We start from the raw sequence: 14,166 nt of genomic DNA, 5'->3' as shown, positions 1-14,166 counted from the left end.
AAGTCGCTCTTTCGCAGTCGCAATTGAAGCACGCACCACGCACAACTACCAATTACCAATTACCCATTACCAATTACCCATTACCAATTACCCATTACCATCTTGACTTTTGACTTCTGACTTATATCTAGAAAGCACATGCACATCAAACTTCCCACGCCAGTTCGCAATTTTCTAGTAGCTACGAGCTTTTGGAAAGAATATTATTTTATCCTGCGCGAGTTCAAGCACTTTCGACAAATTGCAATTCTGGCAGCAGTTTTCACCTTGTCAGCGGCAGTATTGGAGGGCTTTGGAGTTGGGTTTATCTTAGCTGTCTTACATAGCGTACTCAATCCCAACGCCAAACCAATTCAAACTGGGGTGGGCTGGTTTGATGTGTGGATTTTAGCGGTCAATGCTTCTACTAGCGAGCGACTCTTCCGCTCGTCTGCTTTAGTTCTGCTCACAACTCTACTGCGGTTGGGCTTGACCTACTTAGGACGGCTTTACGTTTTTACGGCTCAGTATACTTTAGGATATCGGTTAAGCTTGCAAGTTTTCGAGCAGTTGCAAGCACTCAGCTTGAGTTTTTTCACCAAGACCCGTGCGGGAAATTTAGTTAACAGCCTGACGAGCGAAGTCAATCAAATTACGCTGGCTTTTGATGTCCTGGCTACTTTTTTCACGCGGGGTTCGACTCTCATCGCATATACGATCTCCATGTTCATGCTGTCCTGGCAGCTGACGGCAATTACAGCCATGCTGTTCGGCTTACTATCGGTGGGGATAACCAGTCTATTAGGGCAGATCCGAGAAGCGAGTTTTGCTACCACAAAGGCTCGACGCTGGTATGTTTCAGTAGCGTTGGAATTTATCAATGGAATTCGCACCGTTCAAGCTTTCGCTGCCCAAGACTTCGAGCGCAAGCGATTTCACGATGCGAGTTTGCAACTATTGCAAGCTAGTACTAAATCTAGAGCTGCCCAAGCATTAGTAGAACCTGTCTCGGAAGGGATAGCTACTTTTATCCTGTTTGGCATTTTGTTCTTAGCATTTGCTGTCTTAATCCCAAACGGACAACTGCAACCAGCAGGTTTGCTGACATTTCTGTTTGTCTTGTTACGTCTAATGCCAATTCGCCGTCAATTAGATGGAGCCAGGGCGAAGTTCAGTAGTTTTCAGGGATCGTTCAGCAATATTAAAGAGCTATTGCGGACTGATAACAAAACCTATTTACGCAATGGCAAACTTCAGTTTTCCAAGTTACAGCGAGCAATTGAGTTTGTGTCTGTAGATTTTGGGTACGACAAGCAACATTCAGTATTGCATAACATCAAGCTGACAATTAACCGTGGTGAGATGACGGCATTAGTTGGATCTTCTGGTGCTGGCAAAACGACGTTGGCAGATTTAATTCCGCGATTTTACGACCCAACTCAAGGGCAAGTTTTCATTGATGGCATTGACTTGAAAGAATATGATATTAAATCGCTGCGTCGCAAGCTAGCTGTAGTCAGTCAGGATACATTTATTTTCAATGCTTCCGTGCGAGACAATATTGCCTACGCTTTAGAAGAAGTAGATGAAGAAGCGGTTTGGGAAGCGGCTCGACTCGCTAACGCACTGGAATTTATCCATAAACTACCTGAAGGCTTTGATACTCAATTGGGAGAACGGGGAGTACGATTATCTGGAGGTCAGCGCCAGCGATTGGCGATCGCCCGTGCCTTGTTACGCGACCCAGATATTTTGATTTTAGATGAGGCGACAAGTGCTTTAGACTCCGTTTCCGAGCGGCTGATTCAAGAATCATTAGAAAAGCTATCTCAAGGGCGCACGGTGATTGCGATCGCTCACAGGCTTTCTACTATCGTTCGCGCCGATAAGGTTGTCGTGCTAGAACAAGGACGAATTCTCGAACAAGGAACTTATCAAGAGTTGCTGCAACAGCGCGGCAATCTCTGGAAGTATCACCAAATGCAACATGAAGTCAGTCAGATGAGCTAACACCAGATTTTGGTAATTGGTAATTGGTAATTGGTAATTGGTGGTGGTTAGCTAACAGTTATCAGTTATCAATTAATTGCGACTTGCGACTTGCGAAAGAGCGACTTGTCCTCACACCCTACACTCTATTTCAACTCAGGACTGAAACAACTGTGTCAACTAACACAAGGGCAATCAAAATTCTACTATATGGAAAATCTTTTCCGGTCAATTATCGTTCTAAGGTCTTAATCGATCTGCTTCAGCGATCGCAATATTGTATTGCTCAATTTAATCCCGACTTTTATTGGACGAGCAACAAGTTCTTAACTCTATTTTCTTGGATCGACTTTTTTGTTAAGGCTATCTTTGCCGATGCGATATATTTGCTGCCCAAAAATACCATTTATATCAAAAATGTTCTTTGGGTTGCTAAGCTGCTGCGTAAAAAATTAATCGTAGAAATGCATATCTCGCTTTACGACAATTATGTAAAAGAATACAAGATGATTGAAGTTGACGATCGAAGAGCCAAAACCTTTAAGGAACTCGATATTTTGGCTCTTACTAAATCGGATTATTTGATCCATAGCGCCGATTACGAATTAGTATATTGGGAAAAACTACTCGACATTCAGGTCGATCGCAGTAAGGTTTTTATCGCTCCTAACTGCAATACTTCTACCACGCTACTGCATCAAAGAAGTTTTATGCAGGATGGCGTACTTAGAATTTGCTGGTGGGGAACGTTTATTCCACTGCACGGCATAGACAAAATTTTGCAAGCAATGCAAACTTTAAAGGAAAAAGAAGTTAAGTTTACTTGCAATTTATTTGGTGTAGATCGACCTATTTTTTCCACTTATGCTGAGAAGATTCAGCAAGCCAATCTTGGAGATTGTGTTTTTCTCAGAAAAGATCTCAACTTTGCTGATGGCTCTTTACCTAAATATTTAGTCGAGAACTGCGATCTAGCATTAGGTATCTTCGGAGATGGAGATGCAGCACGCCATGCTCTCCCAAATAAATTGAATGAAGCTCTTGCTATGAGACTTCCAATTTTAACTATGAATGCTCCTGCCTTGACCGAATTTTTTGACCCTGAAGTAGACTTTTGGACGTGCGAACCTTCGGCTGACTCTATTGTCATGTCAATTTTAAATATTATTCACGGTGTAGCTTATCCTGTGGACTGGGAACAGAGTCGTCAAAAAGTTACAAACACATTCAATGCTGTGCGGTATCAAGAAGTCTTGAAACAGGTATTAAGCAAGGCTACTCCTAAGTTGTCACCGAAAGAAACTCAAAATTCTGAAAGTGGAGAATTAACAACTGGTCGGGCTGCACTTAATTAAATTAAGTGTTCGTTTGTCAATGCTTCTTTGCCTAAAATTAAAGAGTTATGTAGTATCTTGAAGCAAAGTTATAGAATTTCTCACTAGCTATTCCAATCATAAATGCGCTGTCAGGCAACGAAAAATTTCAATGGTGAAAGATTGGATGGGAAAAATAGGCAAACTAGAACTCAGTAGAGAGATACAGCATCATGGATTTCGTCAACGATCTGTCTTTTTCAAAGTGGCTCTATAGGAAAGAAGCTTTAGCAACTAAATTAATAGAATGGATTCCATTTTCGATCTTAAAAATGCCGATCTATCGCACTATTTTTGCGCGATTAGGTACATCTGCTCAAATTCATCGAGGCGTTCAACTTCTACGTCCTCATGGAATCGAAATTGGAAACAGAACTACGCTTGAGTCTGGAGTTATCTTAAAAAACGTCGGGAAAACGAGCAAAATCTGGATTGGAGATTCGGTTACCCTTGAGTCTGGCGTTCGCTTAAAAAGCTCCGCTCACAACAGCAGAATTCGGATCGGAGATGGGACATTAATTGAACGTGGAGTTGATATCAAAGTTCATCGTATGGGTACGATTGAGATTGGCGCAAATACTCACATCGGTCCCTATACCTGTTTGTCTGGTAAATCTATCAGCATTGGCAACAACTGTTTGATTGCTTCTCATGGCGGAATTTATGCTGGCAATCATAATTTTTCGGATTGCACTCGTCCCATCAGAGGACAAGGAATTATTTACAAAGAAAAGGGAATTGTCATTGAGGATGATTGCTGGCTGGGTAGTGGAGTCAGAGTTGTTGATGGAGTAACCATTGGTAGAGGAAGTGTCATTGGAGCAGGAGCTGTGGTAACTAAAGATATTCCACCTTACTCTGTGGCAGTGGGTGTACCTGCTAAGGTAATTTCTCAACGACATGATGCTGACAACAAATTGTAGAGATAAAGCACTGCTTTAAATCTCAAGATGAGGACGGAGAGTTCGGGTTTAGTTATAGACATTCATTGCAATTTTTTTGGAGAAATTCATGAAATTTATCGAAACAAAACTCAAAGGCGCATTCATTATTGACTTAGACGAGCGAGTTGATAGCAGAGGTTTCTTTGCTCGAACTTTTTGCATGAAGGAATTTATCGACCACGGATTAAAGCCAACTGTCGCTCAGTGTAATTTGTCTTTTAACCACAAAAAAGGCACGCTCAGGGGGATGCACTATCAAACTCCCCCAGCTACAGAAACTAAGTTAGTCCGGTGTACTCAAGGTGCAATTTACGACGTAATTATCGATATGCGTCCTGATTCTCCGACATATTTGTCACATATTGGCGTAGAACTCTCGGCAGAGAATCGCAGAGCTTTATACGTACCGGATTTGTTTGCTCATGGCTATCAGACCCTCACGCCTAATACTGAAGTCGTGTATCAAGTGAGCGAATTTTACACTCCAGGTTACGAAAAAGGACTGCGCTACAACGATCCGGCGCTGGCGATTGAGTGGCGCTTACCTGTGACCGAGATTTCGCCTAAGGATGCAACTTGGTCTTTACTATTAGAACCCGTGAGTGTAGGAGTCTAGAGTTGAGCGCGATTAACGGTACTGAAGCTACCGAAACTTTGCGTGGCGATCGCCAAAATGACATCATCAATGGAGCTGGGGGTGACGATACTATTGATGGTGGAGCAGGTAACGATATTCTCATCGGAGGTAAGGGAAAAGATCGTCTGATTGGCGGTGACGGTATCGATACCGTAGACTACAGCCAATCCACCAGGGGGATTGTAGCCGATCTCAATCGAGGTGTTATTTTAGCACCGATATATGGAACGTCAGGAACGCCGAGAATTATGCCTCTTGGCGATTCCAAGACCGCAGGCGGACACAGTGTCGAACCGACTCCAGGAGCCTACCGAATTCAGTTATGGCAAAATTTTGTCGCGGATGGTTTGAGCATAGATTTTGTGGGTTCGCTATCCAATGGATCTACTAGTCTTGGCGATAAAGACCATGAGGGACATGGCGGGTGGACGACTGATGAGATTTCTGCTTTACTCGACACGGGTATACTCAAAACCTATCAGCCGCACATCATACTACTAACGATTGGCACGAACGATACGGGATCGAGTTCTGTCAATGAAATGTATGGCGATCTGAGCCGCCTGATCGATCGCATTGCGCAACAGTCACCCAACACGCAGATTTTTGTTTCCTCCATTGCACCGATCGATCCAAATGGATCTAAAGGTGTAAAACCAGAAGCAGCAGAAAACGCTGAAGACTTTAACGCTCTGCTTCCCCAACTGGTTAACAATAAAGTTAGCCAAGGTAAAAAAGTCGCTTTTGTAGATGCAGAGGGTAGTTTAACCATTGACGATCTCGGGTCAGATGGCGTTCACCCCAGTTCTCAAGGCTACAAAAAAATTGGGAATAAATGGTATGACGCGATCGTGGAGCGCGACACCATAAGCAGTGTCGAAAACGTTATTGGTACGGCTTATAGGGATAAATTATTAGGTAATGTTAGTAATAACGTCCTAGAAGGTGGTGCAAGTAGGGATATTCTGACTGGAGGTGGGGGTATAGATACCTTTATCTATCGCTCGTCTCATCATGGTAGCGACACCATTACCGATTTTGGTACAGATGACTTTTTTCAATTCTCTGCTGCTAATTTTGGTGGTGGCTTAATTGCAGGTACGCCTTTGAGCTTGACAGAAGCAGCAACAGGTGTTTTTGTCAGTAGCGATAATCCCTTCGCTCTGGGTACAAGCGCCAACTTTCTCTACAATACTGCCACGGGCATCCTGAGTTTTGACCAAGATGGAGTTGGGATTGATGCAGCTATTACCATAGCCAGACTCAGGAGCTTACCTAGTTTGAATTGGCAGCAAATCCAAATTATTGCTTAATTTCGGTAAAACTAAAGCATAAGGTGCGGAAATACTCTTCGCCGTGTTGATTCTGTAGCTATCTAGCTGTTACATCTATCTATAGGTGTAATTGTGCGGATAGAACAGTCAACCAGTTAGTGTGGGGAGTAGAGTTTTGCCGGAAATATTTGGTACTAAAACTGCTGACAATTTACAAGGCAATGCCCAGGACAGTATCATCTATGGCTGGGAAGGCGATGACACGCTGGTTGGAGGAACTGGCAATGACATTTTAATTGGTGGTACGGGCAAAGACGCTTTAGATGGTGGCGCGGGGATCGACACGGTTAGTTATTTCAACGCTACCAGTGGTGTTACTGTTGACCTCAATGCAGGCATAGCGACGCGCACAGCCAAGTTAATGCCCCTGGGTGACTCAATTACTTATGGTTTTGTCAGTGATGTCAATCCTGATTCAGGCGGCTATCGCCTGAAGTTGTCGGAGTTATTGCAGGCTAATGGAATTAGTATAGATTTTGTTGGTTCCCTGTCTAATGGACCTACAACTCTCCGCGATAAAGACCATGAAGGACATGGTGGCTGGACGATTGACCAGATCGACGGCAAAGTTAATGAGTGGCTGAATACTGCCCAACCAGATGTTGTTCTATTAACAATTGGCACAAATGACACCTACGGAGATTCTGTAGGGCAAATGTCCCAAGAACTGAGCAATTTAATTGACAAAATCGTCCAGTATTCCCCAGATACTTATGTATTTGTAGCCACCATTCCACCAGCTAACAATCAGGAACGGGTACAAAAGATAGCGGAGTATAATGCAGCCATTCCTGGGATTGTAGAGCAAAAGCTAGCAGAGGGCAAAAAAGTTAAGTTCGTCGATATGAGTTCTCTGACGACGGACGATATTTCTAGACCACCAGATGATAACGGGCTGCATCCCACAACGACGGGTTACAGTAAGATTGCTAGTTTATGGTACGAAGCCCTACAAGATTTAGGTATCAGCCAAGGCACGTTCGCGGTCGATCGCGACACGCTCGTTGATATCGAATACATTGACGGCTCTAGCTACAATGACACGCTGATCGGGAATGCGGTGGGAAATGCGATCGCGGGTGACGCTGGGGCGGATGTGCTAACTGGTGGCGGTGGGAGAGATGTTTTCGTGTATCGCTCCTATACAGATGGCGGCGATACGATTACTGACTTTAACGCCACCGACGATTTAATTCAATTCTCTGCTAGCGGTTTCGGTGGTGGTTTAACAGCTGGGGCAATGTTAAGTTTAACTGCTGCTGCTACTGGTACGTTTGTTAGTGGCAATAATCCCCAATCTCTCGGCAATAATGCTAACTTTTTATACGATACCGCTACGGGCATATTGAGTTTTGATGCGGATGGTATTGGAGTGAACTCAGCTGTCACCATCGCTCAGTTCAGTGGCTTGCCTAACCTCAGTCCAACTCAAATTAGTATAGTGGCGTAATTGAGGCGATCGCTGAGTAAAACTCTTACAGGAGGGGCTTTTTGCTCCTTTTTTTGTATTTCATCATTAAAGCTACACTGCCTGGGAACCATAAACCAAAAACCACTTTCAATCTATCAGGAGTTACGCAGTCGCTCCCCCAACCCCCTTAAAAAGCAATACGGTTCAGATAAGACGATCCCCCCAACCCCCCGATAAATTGGGGGGCGATGATTCCCTCCTTTTTAAGGAGGACAAGTTTGGATCTTCGAGGAGCGATCGCGGTTAACTGAACCGTATTGCCTTAAAAAGGGGGCTTTATTCCTCCTTTTTTAAGGGAGGTTAGGAGGGATCGTCGAGATCTGTAACTTCAAGTGCGTAACTCCTGTCTATGTTAGAGACGTGTAAACGATAACTATAATGCAATTTCATGTAAGACCGGAATGCCAAAATCTCCTGTAGAAATACTATGAAAATATTCCTTTACATTACTGCAAGGGCGGGTTTTGATAGCAATTCTCGATTGTGTGGATGACATTTGTAGGGGCGCACAGCTGTGCGCCCCTACCAGACGTGTATTGCATCCAATTGAAAACCGCTATGAGCAAAAATTTACCGCTGTGAGTGTGAGTCTTGTCGCTCAACCCACCCCTACTGGTACGGGCGGGTTTTGACCGAAGACTAACTATCTCAGTCGTTCATCGATTGGCTCAACCCGCCCCTACAACAACTGATAACTGATAACTGACTTAAGGAACATACATCATGATCATTGTCGATCGCGCTTTACAAGCACGGGCAGAAGCAGGTAACCCCGTTCGGGTGGGGATGATTGGTGCTGGCTTTATGGGACGAGGTATTGCCAACCAAATTATCAATTCCGTCCCAGGTATGGAACTGGTGGCGATTTTTAACCGCGATGTCGATAAAGCCATGCGTGCTTATCGGGAAGCGGGAATAGATGACGCAAAAGCCGTCCAGACTGTATCTGGCTTAGAAGCAGCGATCGCCGCCGGACAGTATGCCGTCACAGATGACGCAATGCTGTTGTGTCAAGCTACGGGCATTGATGCTTTGATTGAAGTCACGGGCGCGGTAGAATTTGGGGCGCATGTCGTCATGAAGGCGATCGCCCACCGCAAGCATGTAATTATGATGAATGCGGAACTCGACGGGACGATCGGTCCTATCCTCAAAGTCTATGCCGATCGCGCTGGGGTTATCTTATCTGCTTGCGATGGCGACCAACCAGGCGTGCAGATGAATCTTTACCGTTTTGTCAAGAGTATCGGTTTAACTCCGCTCGTCTGCGGCAACATTAAAGGACTGCAAGATCCTTACCGCAATCCTACCACCCAAGCTGGTTTTGCTCAGCGTTGGGGACAAAACCCTTGTATGGTAACGAGTTTTGCTGACGGAACCAAGATTTCTTTCGAGCAGGCGATCGTGGCTAATGCTACAGGTATGCAAGTTGCCAAGCGCGGGATGTTGGGCTACTATCATGACGGTCATGTAGACGAAATGACCAATAAATACGATCTTGACCAATTAAAAGCATTAGGTGGGATTGTCGATTATGCCGTTGGTGCTAAACCTGGTCCAGGGGTATATGTCTTTGGAACCCACGACGACCCAAAACAGAGACACTATCTCAATCTCTACAAGTTGGGTGAAGGTCCTCTCTACAGTTTTTACACTCCCTACCATCTCTGCCACTTTGAAGTTCCCTTGTCAGTAGCGCGGGCGGTTTTATGTCAAGATCCTGTTATGGCTCCGATTGCTGGTGCTGTAGTCGAAGTTGTTACCACTGCCAAGATCGACCTCAAAGCTGGAGAAACTCTCGATGGCATTGGCGAGTACATGACTTACGGACAATGCGAAAATGCCGACGTGGTGCGATCGCAAAATCTTTTACCGATGGGTTTGGCTGTTGGTTGTCGCTTGAAGCGAGATCTGCCAAAAGATAAAGTTCTCACTTACGACGATGTAGAACTCCCCACAGGTAGACTGTGCGACCAATTACGGGCAGAACAAGAAGCGTATTTCGGCATTCAGCCAACCGCAAAATCTCCTGTAGCAGTGTAAAGGAGAATTCGGAATTCGGAATTCGGAATTCGGAATTAGTTGTGATTTGCGACTACGACTGTACGGGCGGGTTTTGACTGAAGAAAAACTGCCTGAGTTGTCTATCTATTTGTTAAACCCGCCCCTACGACAACTGACAACTGATATTCAAGGGTGCTATCGGAAAACCATGAAAATACTCGTTACCGATCCTGAAGGATATGTAGGTTCCCTTGTTGTTGCCTGCTTCACACAACAAGGTCATGAGGTGATTAGCGTCAGTCAAGCGAACGGTGGCGCTGCCTTATCTTTGATTGAGCTGGCAGTCACCGACTTGCAAAATTTTGACGCAGTCATACATACGGGAGAAATCTGCGGGAATCCAGCCTTGCATCCGCAAATCGCCTGTAACATCCACTACAGAGATGCTATGCACTTGGCAAACTTAGCCAAAGCTACTGGAGTCAGTCGCTTTATTTATTTGTCGTCCTGTAGCGTTTATGGTGCGGGTGAGGAAGAATATGTCACGGAAGAATCTCCCGTTCGTCCTCAAACTCCTTCTGCTACTTATAAAGCTGCGATTGAAAGCGATCTATTGACGATCGCCTCGGCAGAATTCTCGCCGACAATTCTCCGTCCGGCAATAGCTTTCGGTGCTTCTCCCCGCATTCGTTTCGATGTCGTTCTCAACAATATGGCAGGATTAGCTTGGACGGCTAACAAGATTAATATTCCTGGCAAGGGTCTATCTTGGTGTCCTGTCGTCCACGTTCTAGATATCTGCCAAATTATCAATTGCATTCTCCAAGCACCGCGTCCTCTCGTTCATCAACAAATTTTTAATGTTGGTGATACAAATCATAACTATCAACTGATAGAAATTGCTGCTATGGTAGCAGAAGTTTTTCAAGTTGAGAATTTTAGCTTTGGGCATCATGGTTTTGGCGATCGCGGTCTATTTATGACTTTTGACAAGATTCATCAGTTTTTCCCTGATTTTCAATGTGGTTGGAATCCTCGGCAAGGTGCGGAACAATTATTAAATTTCTTTACTCTTACCGATTCGATCCAAAGTCACTTTACATTGACGCGATCGCCCTACCATCGGTCAGACAACTATCCTTTCCATACTGTGTCAATAGCCTAAAGCAATGAGGGTTTTCGTGAAGGAGTAGCGAGTATTTCTATCTTTCTGCTCCCTTACGGTTATTCCCTGAGTTCACACATGTCAATTTTCAGCAATCTTTCTAAAAATTTTAGATTTTCCGTAATTTCACCCGATTACAAATATAGATAATTTCACCGATCGGCAAATTTGCGGTTGCTGCCAAATCATAAAATAGTTAATTTGAAGTTAATTTGAGTCGATCGCAACTTCATCTGTCATAAACTGTTTGCAAGGAGAGTTATCGCTCGATTGTTGTTAGTAATAATAAAAACAATATAAAAAGCCGATGACGTGTATTCAATAACGCGATTGCTAGCGATTTTCAAGTTATCTCAGATTGCTAAGTCTAACGTCTCATTTAAGCTGAAAAGCCCTGATGAGAAATATATGAGCAATTAGCAAATGACGCATGACCGTCAAAATAGCAAATCTCAAGAACTATTTGTGACCGCTGTTTAACCTAAAACCGTGAAATTTGGCATGAACACTATCATTGCAGCATCAATTTGCATTTTCTTAGCTGGCAGTTGCTACTTTTTGATGAATTGGATGACCTTCTTTCATCGCCAGCCCAATCCTTCAGTGGAAGATAGATTTTTAGCTTTTACAATTTTAATTGTAGCAACTATTTTCTGGGTTTTGCTAATTCCTATTTACTGCTTTAGGCTTTTCACAAACTTTTTTTTCAACATGCCAAAAACTACAAAACAACAGACAATCAATACAGCAAAATTAACAACTGGCTATTCGGAAGTTTTGAGGACAGATTACAAGGTTAAAAGTCAAATCTAGGGGCTGAATCTTTTAAGAAGGGCTAGGCTATAATTATAGCGTTTCTTATGCAGGTAAAATACATTTGTAGGGGGCGCACGGCTGTGCGCCCTCTATAGTTCGTTGCACGGATTTTAATGACCAAATAACATTAGACTGTTCGACATTTATTGGCTCTATTATATAATTTTGCTCTGTTTTAAGCTGAGCTATCAGCGCTAAAAACTCCCTGGCAAAGCTAGATTTAAAATCTGTCAAACCGCAGGGATTATATAAAAATACATTACTGAATTGATCTGCATTGATTTCAATATTTTTTTGATTGACTAGCAAAAGCTTAACGTTTGGATTTAGAAAATGGCTAAAAGAAAATAAATAAGTAGCATTACAATCGTACAGAGATTGATAATTACTGACAACGACTAGCGGACGAGCAGCCTGATTGATAATTCGAGCAATTTCAAGATCGTTTTGATTTTTACCTTTATTCCATGCAGTTTCTGAGTAAGCAATTTTAGTAGAAGAAAATATCCCACCTGTGAAGACAGCGATCGCTATCCATAACCACATTTTTCTTTGCCATTGAGGAAAATGGGGGGAAGCAATTTTAGTAGTAAAAAGATAAGCAACAGCAATTTGAATACTGAGATAGCAGGGAATTAAAAATCGAGCTTGTAGCGTTCTTTGTCCCTGAGTGATAAAGTCTGGAATTGCCAGACATAAGGCTGTACCTCCAAATAGAGTGAACAGAAACAACCAAACTTTACGTTCGGAAAACCGATAGGTGAAATAGGCTGCATATCCGACTAAAATCAGAGTCAATGGCAAGATTAAAAAGTCTAAATTAGTGACATTGAAAAAAATTAGTTTTACCGTATTTCCCCACGAAAAGACTAGCTGACAAGCAGATATTTTAGCTGCGGATATCCAGTTCGTTGAATCTCTCAATCTGCCATAGTTATGAATGGCGATCGCGATCCAAGGGGTGAAGATTGCTAATGCTATACTTGTCGCAAATAAATAAGCTCGAACTGTTTTTGTCCAGCGCCACCTTCGACTCGAATTTTCACTTACAAATATATAAATTCCGTGCGCGATCGCTACAAAAGCAGAAAATAAAAATGTATATAGAGCAGATGCGATCGCGATCGCGTAAATTCCCCAATTCAACCGACTGTAGCAGCGCTTTGCTTGTAATAAAGCAGCACTAGAAAGTAAGATTGTTACAGTCCATAAACTATACTGTCGCGCTTCTTGAGCATAGAGGACGTGAAACGGAGAAATAGCCACTAGAGCGATCGCCATCCATCCCGTTAAGGGCGATAATGGAAATAATTCTCGGCACAGCCAATAGATGCAAGGAAATACAAGTAAGCTAGTAACAGCCGACAAACTGCGGATAGCTGTCACCGAATTACCAAACCATTGCATCCACTGACGCAACATTAAATAATAAAGTGGTGGATGTTGTGGATCTTCTATTGCTAACGATTCGATCGTATCTAGCCAATTGCGGTTGTGATTTGGACTTAAATATTGCCGAAATTCGCTAACATCAATAATGTTCCCGTTAAAAGTCTGCTGTACGACTTCTCGAATCACATAACCGCCAACTCTTAAAGAAGTAAAGCCTTCGTCAAACCAGTAAACTTTGCGATCGAGGTTAATTAAGCGAAAAAATATACCTAAAACTAAAATAGCTACGAGAAACCTCTGCAACCAAGTGGAATTTTTGCTAGTGAGGGAACGATGCATTAAAAAACCGTTATATATTAGATTTTCATCTAAAGACGTATGGTTTCATGTTGTCACATCCCCTAGTTTAAAAATCTTTATGTTACTGGTAGCGTGGACGATGCCCATCCTACGATAAAAACTCGTCACAAATGACAAATGACCCATGACCAATGACATTCAAGACACTTCTGCTTTCATTTCATCAATTTCAAACAAACTGACAATCACGCTAGCAATCGGAATAGCTAGAAAAACACCTAATAATCCTGCTACTCTTGCTCCTACTAATAAAGCAAAAAAGATGACGACTGGATTAACGTTTAAAGAACCTTGCATCACTCTAGGAGAAATTAAATTATCTTGAATCTGCTGCAAAATAATACAAGCAGCTAATACTTTTAATGCCAGCCAGACATTTTGAGATAAAACAATTAGAAAAATAATTCCAACTCCTAAAGTTGCTCCAATCCCAGGAATTGCATCAAATACCCCTACAATTGCTGCTAAAATTAAAGGAAAAGGTACATTTAATACTAAGAAAACTATAAAGCTAGAAGTCGTTAAGAATAACATTAAAATGAGTTGACCTTGTACGAAACCAGAAAATTTCCGCTTCACAATAAGTTCAAATCTTGCCCGCCGATTTTTCGGTACAGACTTTAAGATTAGGCTCCAAAGCCGTTGACCGTCGAGCAGCATAAAAAAGGAAACTACCGCAATCAGAATTAAATTGAGAAAATT

General features: G+C 42.8%; 11 protein-coding genes. 9 read left to right on the top strand and 2 right to left on the bottom strand.

Annotated elements, in window-relative coordinates:
- The first annotated feature begins 138 nt into the window (after positions 1–138).
- The 9 genes from hepA (at position 139) to C7Y66_RS05755 (ending at position 10,896) form a co-directional block, all read left to right on the top strand.
- Positions 139–1,989, top strand: a complete 1,851-nt coding sequence (gene hepA, locus C7Y66_RS05790; RefSeq protein WP_106544832.1) for a heterocyst formation ABC transporter subunit HepA — start codon at positions 139–141, stop codon at positions 1,987–1,989.
- A 152-nt stretch (positions 1,990–2,141) separates the two neighbouring features.
- Positions 2,142–3,323, top strand: a complete 1,182-nt coding sequence (locus C7Y66_RS05785; protein ID WP_106544870.1) for a glycosyltransferase — start codon at positions 2,142–2,144, stop codon at positions 3,321–3,323.
- A 191-nt stretch (positions 3,324–3,514) separates the two neighbouring features.
- Complete coding sequence (locus C7Y66_RS33225) at positions 3,515–4,264, top strand: DapH/DapD/GlmU-related protein (protein ID WP_106544831.1); 750 nt, start codon at positions 3,515–3,517, stop codon at positions 4,262–4,264.
- Between the two features lie 88 nt (positions 4,265–4,352).
- Entirely contained in the window at positions 4,353–4,901 is a 549-nt protein-coding gene (gene rfbC, locus C7Y66_RS05775; RefSeq protein WP_106544830.1) for a dTDP-4-dehydrorhamnose 3,5-epimerase, read from the top strand.
- Between the two features lie 2 nt (positions 4,902–4,903).
- Positions 4,904–6,235, top strand: a complete 1,332-nt coding sequence (locus C7Y66_RS05770) for a GDSL-type esterase/lipase family protein (RefSeq protein WP_146149742.1) — start codon at positions 4,904–4,906, stop codon at positions 6,233–6,235.
- 136 nt (positions 6,236–6,371) lie between these two features.
- Positions 6,372–7,706 carry a GDSL-type esterase/lipase family protein gene (locus tag C7Y66_RS05765; RefSeq protein WP_146149741.1) on the top strand — a complete coding sequence of 445 codons (1,335 nt, stop codon included), beginning with the start codon at positions 6,372–6,374 and terminating at the stop codon, positions 7,704–7,706.
- A 485-nt stretch (positions 7,707–8,191) separates the two neighbouring features.
- Positions 8,192–8,359 carry a hypothetical protein gene (locus tag C7Y66_RS30895; protein WP_158265872.1) on the top strand — a complete coding sequence of 56 codons (168 nt, stop codon included), beginning with the start codon at positions 8,192–8,194 and terminating at the stop codon, positions 8,357–8,359.
- 91 nt (positions 8,360–8,450) lie between these two features.
- Positions 8,451–9,770 carry an NAD(P)H-dependent oxidoreductase gene (locus tag C7Y66_RS05760; RefSeq protein WP_106544827.1) on the top strand — a complete coding sequence of 440 codons (1,320 nt, stop codon included), beginning with the start codon at positions 8,451–8,453 and terminating at the stop codon, positions 9,768–9,770.
- A 169-nt stretch (positions 9,771–9,939) separates the two neighbouring features.
- The gene (locus C7Y66_RS05755; protein ID WP_106544826.1) at positions 9,940–10,896 is read left to right on the top strand and encodes an NAD(P)-dependent oxidoreductase; all 957 of its coding nucleotides are present in this window, start codon (positions 9,940–9,942) and stop codon (positions 10,894–10,896) included.
- Between the two features lie 858 nt (positions 10,897–11,754).
- Here C7Y66_RS05755 and C7Y66_RS05745 read toward each other — a convergent pair.
- Together C7Y66_RS05745 and C7Y66_RS05740 are read right to left on the bottom strand one after the other, a co-directional pair.
- Positions 11,755–13,443: a glycosyltransferase family 39 protein gene (locus C7Y66_RS05745; protein WP_106544825.1), complete on the bottom strand. Its 1,689-nt coding sequence runs from the start codon at positions 13,441–13,443 to the stop codon at positions 11,755–11,757.
- Between the two features lie 159 nt (positions 13,444–13,602).
- Positions 13,603–14,166 (bottom strand): AI-2E family transporter (locus C7Y66_RS05740; protein ID WP_146149740.1); only part of this gene is annotated, 564 nt, incomplete at its 5' end.

The organism is Chroococcidiopsis sp. CCALA 051, from assembly GCF_003015105.1.
Lineage (GTDB): Bacteria > Cyanobacteriota > Cyanobacteriia > Cyanobacteriales > Chroococcidiopsidaceae > Chroococcidiopsis > Chroococcidiopsis thermalis.
The sequence above is the reverse complement of the archived record's forward strand: the minus strand, read 5'-3'. Positions and strand labels throughout refer to the sequence as shown.

Coding starts and splice junctions, on each gene's coding strand:
- C7Y66_RS05745 (WP_106544825.1), bottom strand. CDS start 13,443: ATGCATCGTTCCCTCACTAGCAAAAATTCCACTTGGTTGCAGAGGTTT.
- rfbC (WP_106544830.1), top strand. CDS start 4,353: ATGAAATTTATCGAAACAAAACTCAAAGGCGCATTCATTATTGACTTA.
- C7Y66_RS33225 (WP_106544831.1), top strand. CDS start 3,515: ATGGATTTCGTCAACGATCTGTCTTTTTCAAAGTGGCTCTATAGGAAA.
- C7Y66_RS05755 (WP_106544826.1), top strand. CDS start 9,940: ATGAAAATACTCGTTACCGATCCTGAAGGATATGTAGGTTCCCTTGTT.
- hepA (WP_106544832.1), top strand. CDS start 139: ATGCACATCAAACTTCCCACGCCAGTTCGCAATTTTCTAGTAGCTACG.
- C7Y66_RS05760 (WP_106544827.1), top strand. CDS start 8,451: ATGATCATTGTCGATCGCGCTTTACAAGCACGGGCAGAAGCAGGTAAC.